Annotated in this window: 13 protein-coding genes; 7 read left to right on the top strand and 6 right to left on the bottom strand. The window is 45.4% G+C overall.

The window, feature by feature from the left end; genetic code table 11:
• Positions 1-6 precede the first annotated feature (6 nt).
• The gene (locus PLE7327_RS04525; protein WP_015142683.1) at positions 7-579 is read left to right on the top strand and encodes a DUF4126 domain-containing protein; all 573 of its coding nucleotides are present in this window, start codon (positions 7-9) and stop codon (positions 577-579) included.
• Positions 580-697: 118 nt separating this feature from the next.
• On the opposite strand, the gene ftsH4 is transcribed toward PLE7327_RS04525, so the two are convergent.
• Positions 698-2569: an ATP-dependent zinc metalloprotease FtsH4 gene (gene ftsH4, locus PLE7327_RS04520; protein WP_015142682.1), complete on the bottom strand. Its 1872-nt coding sequence runs from the start codon at positions 2567-2569 to the stop codon at positions 698-700.
• Positions 2570-3530: 961 nt separating this feature from the next.
• Between ftsH4 and PLE7327_RS04510 the strand changes: the two genes are divergently transcribed.
• From PLE7327_RS04510 to PLE7327_RS25140, 4 genes are all read left to right on the top strand, one after another.
• The gene (locus PLE7327_RS04510) at positions 3531-5840 is read left to right on the top strand and encodes an ATP-binding protein (protein ID WP_015142680.1); all 2310 of its coding nucleotides are present in this window, start codon (positions 3531-3533) and stop codon (positions 5838-5840) included.
• A complete protein-coding gene (locus tag PLE7327_RS04505; RefSeq protein WP_015142679.1) occupies positions 5782-6231 on the top strand; it encodes a response regulator in 450 nt (149 codons plus the stop codon). The genes PLE7327_RS04510 and PLE7327_RS04505 overlap by 59 nt, the downstream gene beginning before the upstream one ends.
• 433 nt (positions 6232-6664) lie before the next feature.
• Entirely contained in the window at positions 6665-7612 is a 948-nt protein-coding gene (locus PLE7327_RS04500; protein WP_015142678.1) for a hypothetical protein, read from the top strand.
• A gap of 530 nt (positions 7613-8142) precedes the next feature.
• Positions 8143-8508: a transposase gene (locus PLE7327_RS25140; RefSeq protein ID WP_217523328.1), complete on the top strand. Its 366-nt coding sequence runs from the start codon at positions 8143-8145 to the stop codon at positions 8506-8508.
• A gap of 819 nt (positions 8509-9327) precedes the next feature.
• Here PLE7327_RS25140 and ispG read toward each other — a convergent pair.
• Entirely contained in the window at positions 9328-10551 is a 1224-nt protein-coding gene (ispG, locus tag PLE7327_RS04490) for a (E)-4-hydroxy-3-methylbut-2-enyl-diphosphate synthase (protein WP_015142677.1), read from the bottom strand.
• 99 nt (positions 10552-10650) lie between these two features.
• On the opposite strand from ispG, the gene PLE7327_RS24720 reads away from it, so the two are divergent.
• Positions 10651-10791 (top strand): hypothetical protein, encoded by a 141-nt coding sequence (locus PLE7327_RS24720; protein ID WP_186005366.1) that lies wholly within the window; start codon positions 10651-10653, stop codon positions 10789-10791.
• Positions 10792-10807: 16 nt separating this feature from the next.
• On the opposite strand, the gene PLE7327_RS04485 is transcribed toward PLE7327_RS24720, so the two are convergent.
• The 3 genes from PLE7327_RS04485 to PLE7327_RS04475 form a co-directional block, all read right to left on the bottom strand.
• Positions 10808-11887: a phosphotransacetylase family protein gene (locus PLE7327_RS04485; RefSeq protein WP_015142676.1), complete on the bottom strand. Its 1080-nt coding sequence runs from the start codon at positions 11885-11887 to the stop codon at positions 10808-10810.
• Positions 11888-11917: 30 nt separating this feature from the next.
• Positions 11918-12307 (bottom strand): type IV pilus biogenesis protein EbsA, encoded by a 390-nt coding sequence (ebsA, locus tag PLE7327_RS04480; protein WP_015142675.1) that lies wholly within the window; start codon positions 12305-12307, stop codon positions 11918-11920.
• Positions 12308-12377: 70 nt separating this feature from the next.
• The gene (locus PLE7327_RS04475) at positions 12378-12788 is read right to left on the bottom strand and encodes a hypothetical protein (RefSeq protein ID WP_015142674.1); all 411 of its coding nucleotides are present in this window, start codon (positions 12786-12788) and stop codon (positions 12378-12380) included.
• 14 nt (positions 12789-12802) lie between these two features.
• Between PLE7327_RS04475 and dusA the strand changes: the two genes are divergently transcribed.
• On the top strand, positions 12803-13804 hold the full coding sequence (gene dusA, locus PLE7327_RS04470) for a tRNA dihydrouridine(20/20a) synthase DusA (protein WP_015142673.1): 1002 nt from the start codon (positions 12803-12805) through the stop codon (positions 13802-13804).
• A gap of 170 nt (positions 13805-13974) precedes the next feature.
• Here the strand turns inward: dusA and PLE7327_RS04465 are convergent, their stop codons facing one another.
• On the bottom strand, positions 13975-17037 hold the full coding sequence (locus tag PLE7327_RS04465) for a hybrid sensor histidine kinase/response regulator (RefSeq protein WP_015142672.1): 3063 nt from the start codon (positions 17035-17037) through the stop codon (positions 13975-13977).
• Positions 17038-17110 lie beyond the last annotated feature (73 nt).

Here is a 17110-nt window from a genome sequence, read left to right as displayed (position 1 = left end):
TTAATAATGCTTGTCGCCGGACTTCTAGCCGTACTTTCTGCGTCAGCAGCCGCTGGCATGAGAATTGCCCTTCCTCTTTTGATTCTTGGCTTATTGCGCAGCGACGAATTGTGGTCGAATGTTCCTGTGCTGTCTAACTTCGATCCTAAAGTTGTCTTGACCGTTCTCACCAGTTGGTCGTTATTTGAGTTGTTCGGCTCCAAAAGCTTGCTAGGACAGCGCACTTTGCAGGCGATCGAATTAGTCTTTAGCCCGTTTGTTGGTGCTTTGATGGGCATTACCGTCGTCAATATTACCCGTTTGGAGATTCCACCTATTTGGTTGATTGGGTTAGTGGGGGGACTTTTGGCACTGGTTCTCAAGCTAGTTCAGGTAGGATGGTTTTTTCGCTTGCGAGGTCTTCCTATCTGGATGGTTTGTCTAGAAGATGTTCTTTGTATTTGTCTCGTTTTTTTTGCCTTGAAAGCTCCCGAACAGGGAGGTTTGATTGCTATTTTTCTGCTATGGCTAGCAGTTCGTAGTTCCCAAGAATGGCGACGCTGGTATTTAGAAAAAAAGAAGCTTCCTATCGATCGCTAGAGAAGTCAACTACATCTATCATCGATCTAATCATACTGCTCATACTGCGATCGCGTCCCCAAAAAAGCCTGCACCGACAGCAGGCTTCTCAAGTTTTCTAGAGATTGCTTGCAGGTTTTCAAACCGCAGCAGCAACCTTCTCGACAGGACGGACTTGATTCAACAAGTTCTGTAACTCTTCTCCTTCAATGACCTCAGTTTCCAGAATTTTTTGCGCGATTTGTTCGAGTAAATCCCGATTCTGTCTTAGGATTGCCAACGCCTGTTGATGGCCCTGTTCGACAATTTCCTTTACTTCTTCGTCAATGGCTTTTGCCGTATCGTCGCTTACCATGCGGCGCGGATTCATCATACCATCGCCGAGGAAATTATTCTGTTGACCTTTTTCGTAAGCCAACGGACCTAAAATCTTACTCATGCCGTAGGTCGTCACCATTCTTTCGGCTAAATCTGTAGCACGCTGTAAGTCATTTGCTGCTCCAGTGGTGATGCTACCAAAGACGATTTCTTCGGCTGCGCGTCCGCCTAAGAGAGTGGCAATCTGATCGCGCAATTCAGATTCAGACAAAAGAAAACGATCTTCGGTCGGCATTTGTAAGGTATAACCTAAAGCCGCCATACCGCGAGGAACGATAGAAATTTTTGCCACTTTGCCGCCACCGGGCATCACAGCACCGACTAAAGCGTGACCGACTTCATGATAAGCGACGATGGTCTTTTCCTTATCAGACAAAACGCGACTTTTCTTCTCCAGTCCGGCGACGACGCGCTCGATCGCTTCTCGAAAATCGGCTTGAGAAACGGTTTCTCGTCGTTCGCGGGCAGCTAACAGGGCAGCTTCGTTGACTAGGTTAGCTAAATCTGCACCAGCAAAGCCAGGAGTTCGCGTTGCGATCTCCTTTAAATCGACATCTTTGTCTAATTTGACTTTCTGAGCGTATATTTCTAGAATCTTCAAGCGACCGGATAAATCGGGGCGATCGACCAAAACTTGTCGGTCAAAACGTCCCGGACGCAATAGCGCTGGATCGAGGGTTTCCGGGCGGTTAGTCGCTGCTAGCACGATTACGGTAGCATCTGATGCCGAGAACCCATCCATCTCTGTCAATAACTGGTTGAGAGTTTGTTCGCGTTCGTCATTGCCGCCAACAAATCCACTACTAGCGCGAGACTTGCCAATGGCGTCTAATTCATCGATGAAAATTATACAAGGGGCTTGTTTCTTGGCTTGTTCAAATAAGTCTCGCACCCGTGCAGCACCCGCGCCGACAAAAAGTTCTACAAACTCAGAACCAGATATGCTGAAGAAAGGTACGCCTGCTTCTCCAGCAACGGCTTTGGCAAGCAAAGTTTTACCCGTTCCTGGCGGTCCGACAAGCAGAACGCCTTTGGGAATTCTCGCTCCAATTTGGAGATAGCGCTGGGGTTGCTTGAGAAATTCGACAATCTCTTCTAACTCTGTCTTAGCTTCTTCTACGCCAGCGACATCATCAAAAGTAACTTTTGTAGTATCTCCCTCAACATAAATCTTAGCCTTACTCTTGGTAAACGAGAGAGCACCTGACGGACTTCCACCGCTGCGACCGAGGAAAAATTGCCAGATCCCAACAAAAATGAGAGGAGGAATCACCCAGCTAAGGATACTGCTTAACCAGCCATTTTTAGAAGGCGGTGCCGCCGCAAACTCCACTCCTTTACTTTCTAATCGCTTCGGTAATTCAAGATCGAAGATAGGAGTAGTTTTAAGAACTTGTCCGAGTTGGTTATCTTCTCCTTTGAGTTGATAGCGGATTTCGTCTTGACCCACGTAAACCCTGGCTACATCCCCATCATCGACTTGATGGATGAATAGGCTATAAGGCACTGATGGAATGGTAGGTCCAAATAACTGAGGCAAAAATAAATTTGCCAAAAAGAACAGTCCCGCCAGCAGAAGGAGTATGTTTCCTATCTGGCGAGGACGAGATGGCGGTTTGTCTTTAATACCCATTGCTATGAAGTGTTCTTATAGATCGAAGAGCTTTTCTCTAATAATTGTAAGATTTCTTCATCGAACTTGGTTGGGGCGATCGCGGCACATAACCGTAATCTTGGGTTCGGTTATCTCAACTTTTAAAAACCAAATATAAATTATTTGGTTATCTGGAGATGTTTCCCTTGGCTTAACACGATCTTTGATACCTTTGAGAGAGCCACTTGGAGGATGTTTGGAAAGTCCATTTTGTCATTCTGAGCGCAGTAGAACATAACGAAGAATCTCTGTTTGGAGTTGGTATGCTAGATAGATTTTCGAGTCAGTAGAATACAGGATTTTTTCCCTTTTCCCTCGATGCTCAAAGAAGCTTTGCTATCCCCCCTATCAGGGGGGACAAGTCGAGAACAATCATTGCTGTCCCCCCTTGATAAGGGGAGTTACTCGCTCCCGCGTGCGCGTTGGCTCCCCCTTTCCCCCAATCGACCAATTGGGTCTCTCATCTAACTGAAAACTGCTATAAGACCATCTCTAAACAAGAACGCTACAGATGCTCGAGGAAAAAGCCTTACGCACAGAGCGGTTGACTAATTGATAATTCGCCATTCGCCATTAAAATCTAAAAACATTGAATTCCTGGCTAGAATCCATCTCTATTTCCCAATTGCGAACTGATAATTGCCAATTGCGAATCGGTAGAAGATGTTTCGCTTCGCGATCGCGACGCTCAACATGACATTCTCTACTTTTCAGACAACCTGTTAATAAAACGCAAGACAATAAGACAATTATTAATGATTTGACTGCAATTATTAACATATCGAAAATGCAAAAAACTTTATTGCTATACTACAAAACGCTATATTATTTATCCTGTTATAAGTTTTAGAACGCTACAGAAATTGTAGAGGAGAATTTAAGTCAAAAGAAACTCAAAGATGAATGGTTTAATTTTTGCGCAAACAAGCAGGGGGATATTGTGGTAGCCATCAATCAAACTTTACAAGATATTAATCTACATACTCTAGAACAAGAACCGATACATATTCGCGGTCAAATTCAACCTCATGGCGTTATTTTCGTTCTAGAAGAACCCGAACTCAAGATCGTACAAGCTAGTACGAATACTTATCATATCTTCGGAATTAATCCCGAAAATATACTTGGAAAAACACTTGAGGAGATCTTCGATCCTTTTCAAACAGAAAGAATCAAACAGAGAGTAACCGACGATAATCTAGACTTCATCAACCCCAGTAAGCTTTGGGCAAGAGTAAAAGGGGATGACTATGTTGTTTTTGATGGCGTTTTTCATCGCAATATAGATGGATTCTTAATTCTGGAATTAGAACCAGCCATCTCACTAGAAAATATCCCATTTCTGAGTTTTTATCACCTGGCGAAAGCCTCTATCAATAAGCTTGAAGAAACTGCAAACCTTCGCGATTTTTGTCAAATAATCGTCAAAGAAGTCCGAAAATTGACAAGATTCGATCGGGTGATGCTCTATAAATTTGATGAGGAAAACCATGGAGATGTTATTGCAGAAGATAAGCTAGAAAGTCTGGAATCTTATTTAGGACTGCACTATCCCGAATCGGATATTCCCGCGCCAGCGAGAAGATTATTTAGTTCCAACTACATCCGATTGATTCCAGATGCTAAGGCTCAGCCTGTCAACCTTTTCCCCATTAATAATCCAATTAGCCAACAGCCGTTAGATCTAGCACTTTCAATTTTAAGAAGTGCTTCTCCCTGTCATTTAGAGTATTTGCATAATATGGGAGTTGGGTCTTCTTTAACCATTTCTTTGCTCAAAGATGGTCAGCTCTGGGGACTGATTGCTTGCCATCATCAAGCCCCGAAATATGTTTCTTATGAACTGCGCAAAGCCTGCGAATTCTTAGGTCGAGTTATCTTTTCCGAACTTTCAGCAAGAGAAGAAACGGAAGATTATGACTATCGCATGAAGCTGACATATATTCAAACGACCTTAATTGATCGTATGGCAAGCGAAGAGAATTTTATTGATGGTTTAGTCAAACACGAACCGAATTTACTCGATTTAACCAGTTCTCAGGGTGCAGCCGTTTGTTTTGGCGGAAATTGCACGATTATCGGCAAAACTCCCAACGAAGAAGACCTCAATTATCTCGTTCAATGGCTGCAAAGCAATGTCCATGAAGAAGTTTTCTCTACCGAGTCTTTGCCTCGACTGTATTCAGATGCAGAGAAATTTAAAGACGTTGCTAGCGGTTTGTTAGCCATTCCCATTTCTAAGCGAAATTACGTTTTGTGGTTCCGTCCGGAAGTCATTCAAACGGTTAATTGGGGAGGCGATCCTAATAAAGCTTATGAAACAAGTCAGCTTGAGAGAAGTTTACGCCTATCGCCTCGGAAATCTTTTGAATTGTGGAAAGAAACGGTTCGCCTAAAATCTCTGCCTTGGAAACAAGTCGAAATTAAAGCGGCGCTAGAGTTAAGAAAGGCAATTGTTAATATCGTGCTGCGTCAGGCAGATGAATTGGCGCAATTGGCGCAAGATTTAGAACGTTCCAATGCAGAACTGAAGAAGTTTGCCTATGTCGCTTCCCACGACTTGCAAGAACCTCTCAATCAAGTGGCGAACTACGTACAATTATTAGAGATGCGCTATCGGGAAAAACTCGACGAAGATGCTCAAGAGTTCATAGGCTATACTGTCGAGGGAGTCAGCCTCATGCAAACGCTGATCGATGACGTATTGGCGTACTCGAAAGTAGATATGCAAGGTGCTGAGTTCGCCTTCACCGATGCAGAAGCGGCTTTAGAAAAAGCGATCGCCAATTTGCGGGGACGCATCACCGAAAGCAGTGCAAAGATTACACGAGATCGCTTGCCAACTGTCATGGCAGATGGCACTCAGTTAATGCAACTGTTCCAAAACTTGATCGCCAATGCCATCAAATTCCGCAGCGAAAAGCCGCCAGAAATTCATATCGGTGCCGAACGAATCGAGGACGCTTGGTTATTTTCCGTTAAAGATAACGGCATTGGCATCGATCCCAAGTTTGCCGATCGCATTTTTGTCATTTTCCAACGCCTGCATACGCGGGAAGATTATCCCGGTACGGGCATGGGATTGGCGATTTGTAAAAAGATTGTCGAGTGTCATCGAGGTCGGATCTGGGTCGAGTCAGAATTGGGTCAAGGCGCAACATTTTACTTTACTATTCCAGTAGGAGGACGGGATGGCGATCGCAGGAATACAAGGAAAGCCCAGAACTATCTTTTTAGTCGAGGACAATAAAGCCGACATTCGCCTAATCGAAGAAGCGTTTAAAAGCAATCCAATCCCGCATCAAATGGTAACGGTTAGGAATGGGGCGGATGCCATGGCATATTTGCGCCGAGAGGGAGAGTATGCTAACGCACCGCGTCCCGACCTCATTTTGCTCGATCTAAATTTGCCAAGAAAGGATGGTCGAGAAGTTCTAGCAGAAATCAAAGCCGATCCCCATCTAAGACGCATTCCCGTGGTCGTCTTGACTACCTCAAGAAATGAGGACGACGTTTTTCAAAGCTACGACTCGAATGTCAATTGTTACATCTCTAAATCTCGCAATCTTGCCGAACTTTTTAAAATTGTCCAAGGAATTGAAGAGTTTTGGCTAGAAACCGTTATCTTGCCGTCTGAATGAAAACTTGCCCGCCAATTGATTTTGATTGGCAGGCTAATAGTGTAAGTCTTCTAAAGAAGACTGAGAGCGGGATTCAGTCCATTTTAACTCAGATCTTGCACCAGTCGCCTGACGGGGAGACAACCGCCAGAAAGCTTAGATAGCAAGGGATTTATCAGATTTTGTCACTCAGTCAAAATATCAGTGGAATTGACGTAATATTCAACGGCAAAATTCAGAAAATTGGCAGAATTCTGAAATTATTCTGATTATTTTCAATTATAAGGCGGGAAATGATTAAGAATAACTGTTACAGAGTATAGTCTAGCGTGGTTGTCTCCCCGTCAGCCTCGTCTCTTTGCTCCTTTGTTAAGCGACGGATCGAAGAGATACATTTTTCAACTAAATTGGCAAATATAATTACCGCATTTGCGATCGAATAGTTGAAAAACAAATGAAAAACTGTTCTCTTTGGATTTTAGTAGCGCGAACTGATGTTGCCTTCATGATCCATACGATTCCTCATCTAGCGAGGATGAGCAACTTTCCCTTTGAAGAAAAGGTCTTAGCTGTAGATACAGCGCCATTAATGGGGGAGAAAGCGAGTCGTCCTGGAATCGGAACGATGCAACAGTTACGGGATTGTACGGAACAGCTACTAAAGGCTAGTGTAGTCGATCGCGTCGTCGATATCAATTACGATCGAGACTATCGAAACCAAGTTTATCGCCAACATTTTGGCAGTCCGATTCGTTTTACCCACAACTATAAGGGGTATCCTATCCTCGGCTCAATTTTTCCCATCGAAGAATGCAAAAGTGACTACATGTTGCACTTTGACAGCGACATGATGCTTTATCAGAAACCTGGTTATAGCTGGGTGGAGAAAGGAATAGATCTGATGCAACGACATCCCAACTTAATGTTTGTCAGACCTCTCGTTGGACCACCTACAGAAGACGGGACAATCTACCAAAGTTGCCCTTATGAGAAAGACTTAGATGGATTTTACAAATTCAAGTTTTTTGGCAGTCGAGTTTATCTGATTAACTGCGAACGGTTCAAACAGCTGCTCCCCTTACCGAAGATCTGGCGTTCCTATCGACGGCAGTTTCTCAATCGTTTACCCGTACCGATGAAAACTCTTTATAGTAACGTGACTGGAAAAGGCTCGTTAGATTCTTGGGAAATTATGATATCGAAAAAATTAGAACAAACTGATTATGTTCGAGGTATGCTAACGAATCCAAACGCTTGGACGTTGCATCCAAAAGAGCGCAGTCCGAGGTTTATTCAAGCTCTACCTCATATTATCGAACGAGTAGAAGCGGGAAAATATCCTGCCGGACAAGCAGGTCATTACGATTTCATCCCAAAACTGTGGTTGGATTCTAATTTCTGACGGGGAGACAACCGCCAGAAAGCTTAGATAGCAAGGGATTTATCAGATTTTGTCACTCAGTCAAAATATCAGTGGAATTGACGTAATATTCAACGGCAAAATTCAGAAAATTAGCAGAATTCTTAAATTATTCTGATTATTTTCAATTATGAGGCGAGAAATGATTAAGAATAACTGTCTCCTATTTGATTGATGAGACAGTTTAAATCAAAATAATGTTACCTCAATTTGATCTTGATTATCTCAAAACTTATCTACCATCATCTGAATTCTTAACATTACAAATTCTAGTTTGGCTTTTACAAGTACATCGTCAAGTCAGAATTGAGAGGCTCGCATCTAGCTTTCCTTATCCCATTAAATGTGAAAGCCGAAGGAAAAAAATACAAAGATTTTTATCTTTACCTAGATTAAGCTTGCCATTACTTTGGTTTCCTTTAATAAAAAAGATAATTTCTAGCCAGTTCAAAAAGGGAGAGCGCTTAATCCTAACTATCGATCGCACACAATAGAAAACTAATAATATTTCAATGGTAAGTGTGATTTGGAAAAAAAGAGCATTACCAATTTATTGGTTACTCTTATCCAAGAAAGGTAGCAGCAATTTTTATGAGCAAGTAGCTACAATTAGACCGATACTTCGTTTACTAAAAGAGTATAAGCTAGTAGTAATAGGTGATAGAGAATATAGAAGTACTGCCTTTGTCCTCTGGCTTACTAAAAAGAAGATATTTTTTATTCTGAGATTAAATAAGAATACCAAAATTAAACCTAGATACAAGAAATACCAATCTCTTGATTCTTTAGATATTAAACCCGGCTCGCGAGTCTTATACTCTAAAGTTTTAGTCACAGAAGAAAATAAGCAAGATAGATTTAATGTAGTAATTTATTAAAAAAGAAAATACAATAATAAACAACTACCTAACCCTTGGTATCTGCTTACTAATCTAGAGAATCAAGAAGAGGTCATAAAAATATTTGCATCTCGTGGCGGCATAGAAGCTATGTTTCGAGATTGTAAATCTGGGGGTTATAATTTGGAAGGAAGTCAAGCTAATATTCAACGTCTTACTAATTTAATTTTCTTAATAGCGAGCGCCTAGACTGCGAGTTTTTTAGTGGGTCTAAATATTAGAAATACTCGGTATCAAGAGGATATTAATCGTCTTAAAATTGAAGGTCAAAATCGACCTAGACCTAGTTACTTTTGGACGGGATTATACGGCACTACTTGGGTGTTATCCATGGATATATGTTGGCATTGGGTCGAAAAGTTAATGAAAACTGCTCTCAATAAGCTGCCATTTTATCAAAAAGGTTTAAGAGCTATGAAACGCATACAGAGTATAGTCTAGCGTGGTTGTCTCCCCGTCAGAACAGTCGCATTAGCCACTTTAAGCATCAACGCCTAGAACTTTAGTTCTAGGCTCAAAGCTCAACTCGATTAAAATCGACTGAAATTTTCTATCGGGTCTTCTTTAGGAGACTTTTTTGCTCGGCCAGGAAATTCATTACAATAGCAGTTGTTGAAAATGATGCAAGATCTCAGTTTTAATGGACTTGGGCTGTACGCCAAGAAATTTATTTCTTGGCGGCATATGAGGCTTACTGATAACGGACGCGACTAATAACAATTTATCTGTCGATCTAGCAACGCCGACTCAAAGAAAGCGAAAGGGATTTGGCAATAGACTTCTTGCAAATTGCGATCGCTAAGGATCTACCCAACGACCATCGGCTTTAATGAGATTAATTAATTCCTCCACCCCATTGTCTTGAGGAACTCGTTTGATCTCTTCTCGTCCGCGATAGAGAGCAATATATCCGGCTTGTTTGCCTACATAGCCGTAGTCTGCATCTGCCATTTCTCCGGGACCGTTAACGATACATCCCATGACGGCAATATCTAATCCCGTAAGGTGTTTGGTTGCTTCTCGCACTTGATGCAAGACTTCTTCTAGGTTGAATAAAGTACGACCGCAGGACGGACAAGCCACGTATTCCACCATAGTTTTCCGCAGTCCCAGCGCTTGCAGAATGCTGTAGCAAACTGGAATTTCTTTCTCTGGCGCTTCTGTAAGAGAGACGCGAATGGTATCTCCAATTCCCTCAGCTAGTAGCGTAGCAATGCCAGCAGTTGACTTAATCCGACCATATTCGCCGTCTCCCGCTTCGGTTACACCTAGATGGAGGGGATAGTCCATGCCTAACTCGTCCATGCGCTTGACCATTAAGCGATAGGCAGCTAGCATGACAGGAACGCGAGAGGCTTTTAGAGAAATAACGAGGTTCTTGAAATCGAGGGATTCGCAAATTCTGATAAATTCTATGGCAGACTCTACCATTCCTTCTGGGGTGTCGCCGTAAGTAAATAGCATCCTCTCGGCTAGAGATCCATGATTTACCCCGATTCGCATCGCTTTTCCTTGTTCGCGCAAAGAAATCACTAGAGGCTCTAGGGTTTCTCGAATTTTTTCGCCAATTTCATCAAATTCTGCTTGCGTATATTCAGTGCGATTGGCTTTTGGCTTTTCAAAGACATACAACCCCGGATTAACCCGCACTTTATCGACGTGTTTGGCAACTTCGAGGGCGATTTTCAGGCCATTGTGGTGAACGTCGGCTACGAGGGGCACTGGCTTGTAGGTTTTGGTGAGTTTGTCTTTGATTTCTGCCATTGCCTTAGCATGAGCCATACTGGGCACGGTAACGCGGACAATCTCGCAGCCAATTTCGTGTAAGCGGCGAATGGCAGCCACCGAACCATCTATGTCTAAGGTATCTTCGTTAATCATAGACTGCACCACGACCGGATAGCCACCGCCAATGGTGACATCTCCGACTTTGACAGGACGAGTTTTGCGTCTGTGGATTACCGTGTCAAATTCAGGAGCAGAATTCGTAGTAGCTTGTATAGAACTGTCCAGCGTTTGCATAACCTTTTGATAAACTCGGAAAGCGTAACGATCCAGAATCACTCTTTATCTTAACCTTCGAGGAGATCCCTTATTTCCAGAAAGCGATCGCGATCGGCAATGCCAATAGACTTAACTGGCTATCGTTTGGGCATGGTTTTGAATCCCGACGATTATTTGATTAAACCTTTTACGAGGAATCAACTGCTAGAAGCAATAGCAAAAAATTGCCAAAATAGTGTTAATCGAGCTAATAATTAAAGCTGGATTCCATACACTATATGCCCAACTCTTTCAGAAATCGCTCCATATCAAAATATTCTGCCATCAATTTCTGAATGTATTCGACTTTAATTGGTTCCTGAAGGCGCACGCGACCAAAAGCGCGATCGATAATTTCTATCGTTGTTAACGTATCGAGATCGATGGCCAAAATAGGGATTTCCAAGTCTTCGGCGCGACTGAGAATGAGGGGTTGAGGCGGTGCGTTACCCGTGAGAATGAGACAACTGGTTGAGGTTTCTAAAGCCGCTAGTTGCAAGTCGGTGCGATCGCTGCCCGTGACGACTGCTTTATTTTTTCCTTGGCGAAAATATTCTAAGGCAGCATTGACGTTCATTGCCCCAATGGTTAAACTTTCTACCATAAAGTCCAACCGATCCGGACGGCACAAGACTTGAGCCTCTAATTGACGCGCAATTTCTCTAACGCTGACGCTGCGCAACAAACTGCTACTGGGTAACGTTCCGAAAACGGCAATTCCTCGTCTCTCTAGAAACGGTTTGACGCAATTTTGTACCTTTTCTAATCGATCGCTGGAGATATCATTGATTAAAACTCCTAACAAGCGATCGCCGAGTTCTTTTTTCGCTTCTAAAAGATTATCTGTAACGAGAGGAGAAGTGTAGCGAGATACTAATAACACGGAAGCATCGGCATTATGAGCCATTTGCTTGACAGACAGACCAAAGATACTCCCTTCTAAAAGCGTTCCCCCTCCCTCCAAAAAAACTAAATCTCCTTCAAGCTGTTGGATGTAGTGTTTTAACAACTGAGGATAATCTATAGCATCTTCGCCTTGCAGGCGTTGTTCGATCGTTTTTTCATCGAGGGATAACAACGGCGAGCGCACTTGTTTTTCAGATAGCCTCAGCAGATTGGCGATCGCCTGTATGTCTCCTTCTTCGTTTTCTTCGTTCTCGGCGGCTAAATCGCTCAAACAGGTTCCTATAGGTTTTCCATAAGCGATCGATACTCCCTTTTCTTGTAACTGACGGGCAATTGCCAAGATAATTCCCGTTTTGCCGCTACAAGCTTCAATCGACCCAATCAAAAGATATTTGGCAGATTTTGCCACGTCTTTACTCCTTAGCCATGGATAGATCCACTATACTTCAGCTACATCAAAACGTAGCAGTTTTCGGTAAAAGGCTTGGGGAAAATCCGCCGAACCCCCTTCTTTAAAAAGTGTGATGGCATCCATTAGAAAATTGACAAATTCTGAATTGGAGATAGTTATCTCATAGCTTAATTCTGCCTGTCCCTCAAATTGCAATCGACAGCGAGTCAATTCAGCTGGAAGTTTGGAAACGAACCAGGTAGCAACAAAAGGAATCCCTTCACCTCCTTCAATGTGGCGCCGTCCTTCTAGATAGCCTTTGGAATATAAGGTCAGCGCATAGGGCAGGATGGCATGTTTATCTTTGGGATAGTAAGGCATGTAGAGGATAACCTCGGCTTTGCCAGCAGGCTCTAATTTATCGATAGTAGTAGACATAACTGACTGGATATTGACGCGGAAATTGTATTTCTCTAGTCTAAGAGTACCCCGCCAGAGAAAATAACTATCAGATAAGCTGCTTGAGCTGCTTGAGATTGCTGGAACGACCGATAATTGTTGCCGAGTTTTCGTCGATTTTGACCAAGATTTTGCCAGCAAACATCGTTTTTAGGGCAGATTTTCCATAGACAACGAAATTGTCGAGCTGGGTTTGTCGATCGAAACCCATTTGGGCGAGGGCTGTGTCTAACTGCTTCCTAAAGGCTTTTGGGTTTTGAAAAGTGATTGAAATGGTCGCGCTACGATTGAAGTAGGCTCCGAGTATTCCGGCTACTAATCCGCATAACGTGCCCAACTGATAGAGAAATCTCGATTCCAAACTCATTCCCATTCCCTGTGATGCGAGTAGAAGCACGATTAGGGTTGTAGTGGCGAAATAATAAAGAAATGTGACGATAAAGTTAGGACCTTGTGGCATATACTGTCCATTCCATGATGCTCGACGATAACGGACAAAGAAACTCCAGCGGCAATCCTCTCAGCGTCGCCCCGATGATGGAGCGAACCGATCGCCATTTTCGCTATTTTATGCGCCAGATTACTCGCCGTACTCTACTCTATACCGAGATGATAACCACGGCAGCCATTTTGAGAGGCGATCGCGATAAACTCTTGGGTTTTTCTCCCGAAGAAAAGCCCCTGTCTCTGCAACTCGGTGGCGATAACCCGAAAGACTTAACCGAATGCGCTCGGATTGCCGAAGATAGGGGTTACGATGAAATTAACCTCAATGTTGGCTGTCCTAGCTCTAGGGTTAAGGAAGGGAATTTTGGAGCGTGTTTGATGGCACAGCCAGAGAAGGTAGCGCGGGCGGTTGAAGCCATGCAAAAAGCAGTCGATTTGCCCGTGACTGTCAAGCATCGCATTGGCATTGACGATCGCGATCGCTACGAAGATATGGCTAACTTCGTCCGCATCGTTTCGGAGGCGGGTTGCCGTCGCTTTACCGTACACGCCCGCAAAGCATGGCTGCAAGGCTTGAGTCCTAAGGAAAACCGCACCATGCCCCCGCTGCGCTACGGGGACGTCCATCGTCTCAAGCGAGAGTTTCCCCATCTGTTTATCGAGATCAATGGCGGAATTACCACCCTAGCCGAAGTTCGAGAGCAGCTTAAATCGGTAGATGCCGTCATGATCGGGCGTGCTGCTTACGATAACCCTTTCCTATTTGCTACGGTCGATCGCGATATTTATGGCGAGAAGGTGACTCCTCCCACCCGTCGCGAAGTCGTCGAATCTATGCTTCCCTACATTGATTATTGGCTCAAAAAAGGCTGGAAGCTCCACGCCATCAGCCGACACATGCTCGAACTCTTTGCCGGACAACCGGGTTCTAAAGCATGGAAGCGACACATCAGCGAAAATGCCCATCTCCCCGGCGCCGATTCTCAAGTGCTGCGGGAGGCTTTGGCAAAAGTTCTCAATTCAAGATAACAAGGAAAAAATTTCGATTTTGGATTGGGGAGTAGTTAGTGGTTAGTGGTTAGTAGTTAGTAGTAATTTGTTTCTAATTCCGAATTCCGACTTCCGAATTCTCCATCTCCCCACACTCCCCGTCTCCTTGTCCCTTTGTCCCCCACACTCCCTGCTTCATTGCCAGCTCATCAAGAGCGAGCGATCGCGCTCTCTATTGTCGAAAGCAGATCGGATTCTATATAGGGTCTGGTAAAGTAGGCAGTCGCGCCCAATCCCAGGGCAATCTTACGATGTTGCCTGCCGCCGCGATTGGCTAACATCACAACGGGCAACTTTGCCCATTCCTCGCGGTGGCGACAGTAGCTTAAGAACTCAAAGCCATTCAGGTGTGGCATTTCGATATCGCAAATGACCAACTGAATTTTTTGACGATCCATTTGCAGTTGTTCGATCGCGTCGAGACCGTTTTTCGCTTGCACGATCCGATAGCCCGCTTTTTGCAGCAGCGAGGCTGTTTGTTGGCGCTGGCTAATCGAATCGTCAACAACCAAGATGGCACAGTGCGAGGGCAACAGACCTGTTTGCCGAACCGGAGTTTCTGGCGCGAGCAATGGCATGTCTCTTAGAGGTAGGGCTGATTGTAGATTGGCTTTGAAGCCATATGAGTGAGGAGCGTCGCTAATGCTTTGCCTTGCCAAGGTTTGAGCTTGCTGGACGAGAAGGCTACCGTCGATCGCGAGGGCTAGGCGATCGCGATCGAGAACGCTGCAACCATAAACGTAATTCGGAGAGGAGATCGCGCTGCCGAGGGGTTTGATAGCCGTCTTTTGCTCGCCAAAAACGCGATCGACTTCTAAACCGATAAGTTTTTCCCCGTAGCGAAGCACAAGTAGATAGCTTTGAGGCTCGCTTGCTTGTTTTTGGGCTTCAATTGCCGACGAGCGGTTTGCTTTCTGGGCAATGGGCGACCCATAAGCGATTAGCTCCGACAGTTTATGCACGGGCACGAGGATGGGGTCTTCCGCCAAACGGTAGCTGAGAAATTTTCTTCCTTGGGAGCGCACGAGCTGGCGCTCGTTGGGGAGCAGGATTTTTTCTACCGTATCCGAGAGCAGGGTGTAGAGCATTTTTCCGGCTTGCACGACCGTTAACTTAACAATGGTTAGCGTCATGGGGAATCGCAGGGAGAAGGTCGTGCCCCGATAGGGTTCCGACCGCACCGTGCAAGTCCCATTGAGAGCTTCTACTTCTGCTTTGACGGTCTCTAAACCGATGCCGCGTCCTGACAGTTTGCTAATTGTCGAGGAGGTAGAAAATCCCGGCTCGAACAGCAGCTCTGACAGTTGCTGGGTCGATAATTGGCTGGCAGCTTCGGGTTCAAACAGATTGAGGGCGACGACGCGATCGCGAATGCGATCGAAGTCCAATCCCTGACCGTCATCTTTGACTTCGATGACGGTTTGCCATCCCTGTTGATAGGCGCGAATTTCGATCTGACCGACTTCCGATTTTCCGTGTTGTCGGCGCACTTCAGCCGGTTCGATGCCATGGTCGAAAGCATTGCGAATCAGGTGCAGCAAAGGGGTGTAGAGTTTCTCGGCGATGGCTTTATCCACTAAAATATTGGTTCCGCTCAGTTGCAACCGCACGGGTTTGAGGTGAACGTTTTCCAATTGTCGGACTGTCTGGCGAAAGCGATCGAGCACCTCTGCCAGGGGAACCATGCGAGTTTCGATCAGGTCGTCTTGCAGGTCGGATACCAAACGGTGCTGTTTTTGAGATGCTTGCCGAGAGCTGTTGGCGATTTGCTCTAGCGATTCCATGGCGGCTTGTAGGTGCCCCGTTTCTACAAGCGCTCTGCGAGCGAGAGATTCCAGCTCGCTATAGGAGTCTCGTTGTTGGTAAGCGAGGCGAGAGGGATCGAGCAAAGCTTCTGTCTGTTTTCGTTTGCTGGCGATTTTTTCAACCCAATCGCGCAGGCGCTCGATTGTCTGTTGATGGTGTTTCTGCGATTCGATTAAGTCTTGCAGGATGCGCTGGAGTCGATCGCGATCCGACGATTGGCGGTTATTATAAACTTGGATTTCTCCCAAGGCGCGATCGATGCGCTTCAAGCCTTCTAGTTTCACTCGCACGCTCTGGGGTACGGGGGGGTCTGGCAGTGGTTCTGGAGTGGCGATCGCATGGCTTTGAGCCAATTCTTCTGCCCGTTCGGGTTCGGAGGCGGGCTGGGCGTTCGCGCTCTCGTTCCAGAGTTGCTCTAGCAAGAGCGCTGGTTCGGCTTGTTCCGAGGAATCGCCCAAGCTCTCGGTTAACTCGGTTAAACTGTCCCAATTTAGCTGCTCGACGGCATCTGAGGCTGGCAAGCTCTTTTCGGACTCGAATTCTGCCAGGGCGAGTTCCAATTCCTCCCAAATATCCTCCGATGGCGAGGCTTGAGACTGATGAGTCTCTTGGGGCGGCGCTTCTGCCATTTTTAACAACTCTGGAGACGGTTCGCCGCCCCGTTCGCGATCGCCCGCTAGGACTTGCTCCTGTCCCTGGAGCAAATTGTCTAAGGCAACTTTAGCAATCGTCGCGGCTTCTTGAGGACGAACTTCCAAGGCTCTCAAGGCGGTTTTGGCAATTAGAGCAAATCCCGGCAAATTCAGCGAGTCTGCCAATCCTATCAGTAGCTCTAGCTCTGAGCGCAGATTAGCCGCTATCTCGTCCATTTCCTTGGCTTTGAGCAGGATTTTCCCTAGTGCTTCCAGGCGCTTCTGGACTCCCACTTCAAAAATGGCTCGAACGAGATCGAACTCTCCTTGCTCTGGAGGCGTGAGAAGCGAGTTTTGCTTCCCGTAATACTTGACCAATCTTGCCCGCAGTTGTGCGAATAGGTCGTTGGCTTCTTTGACGATCTCGCGTTCGTCGAGCGCGGCTTCGGTCAGTTTTGCCGTTACCAAATGGCGCAGGCGATCGAAGCCAGCCAGCAACATCGAGAACAATTCTATATCTACGATCAGGCCGGGATGGTAGAAGCTCTGGACGATATCTTCAAAGGCATGGGCGAGGGCAACTATTGTCTCCAGCCCAACTGTAGAAGCGGCTCCTTTGAGCGTATGGATGGCTCGCATGACGCTATGGACGTTTCGATTCCTTGGCTCGGCGCACAGGGTCAGGAGATTTTGCTCGATCGTCCCCAAAAGCTCTGGAGCTTCTTCGAGAAATTGTCTGTAAGCGCTATCGCGGGTTTCCGAGTCAGCAGTCATATCAATTCGCAATTCACAATTGACAATTCGCAATTTTTGCTAGCGGTTGGCGATTAGAGATCGGGCAACCTCC

It is taken from the genome of Pleurocapsa sp. PCC 7327, assembly GCF_000317025.1.
Taxonomy (GTDB): domain Bacteria; phylum Cyanobacteriota; class Cyanobacteriia; order Cyanobacteriales; family Microcystaceae; genus Hydrococcus.
Note: the sequence above shows the minus strand (reverse complement) of the source record. Positions and strands in the feature narration are given on the sequence as shown.

What these genes read in the sequence shown, in the direction of transcription:
- PLE7327_RS04525 (WP_015142683.1), top strand. Translation starts at nt 7, where the DNA reads ATGCTTGTCGCCGGACTTCTAGCCGTACTTTCTGCGTCAGCAGCCGCT.
- ftsH4 (WP_015142682.1), bottom strand. Translation starts at nt 2,569, where the DNA reads ATGGGTATTAAAGACAAACCGCCATCTCGTCCTCGCCAGATAGGAAAC.
- PLE7327_RS04505 (WP_015142679.1), top strand. Translation starts at nt 5,782, where the DNA reads ATGGCGATCGCAGGAATACAAGGAAAGCCCAGAACTATCTTTTTAGTC.
- PLE7327_RS04500 (WP_015142678.1), top strand. Translation starts at nt 6,665, where the DNA reads ATGAAAAACTGTTCTCTTTGGATTTTAGTAGCGCGAACTGATGTTGCC.
- PLE7327_RS25140 (WP_217523328.1), top strand. Translation starts at nt 8,143, where the DNA reads ATGGTAAGTGTGATTTGGAAAAAAAGAGCATTACCAATTTATTGGTTA.
- ispG (WP_015142677.1), bottom strand. Translation starts at nt 10,551, where the DNA reads ATGCAAACGCTGGACAGTTCTATACAAGCTACTACGAATTCTGCTCCT.
- PLE7327_RS24720 (WP_186005366.1), top strand. Translation starts at nt 10,651, where the DNA reads ATGCCAATAGACTTAACTGGCTATCGTTTGGGCATGGTTTTGAATCCC.
- ebsA (WP_015142675.1), bottom strand. Translation starts at nt 12,307, where the DNA reads ATGTCTACTACTATCGATAAATTAGAGCCTGCTGGCAAAGCCGAGGTT.
- PLE7327_RS04475 (WP_015142674.1), bottom strand. Translation starts at nt 12,788, where the DNA reads ATGCCACAAGGTCCTAACTTTATCGTCACATTTCTTTATTATTTCGCC.
- dusA (WP_015142673.1), top strand. Translation starts at nt 12,803, where the DNA reads ATGATGCTCGACGATAACGGACAAAGAAACTCCAGCGGCAATCCTCTC.
- PLE7327_RS04465 (WP_015142672.1), bottom strand. Translation starts at nt 17,037, where the DNA reads ATGACTGCTGACTCGGAAACCCGCGATAGCGCTTACAGACAATTTCTC.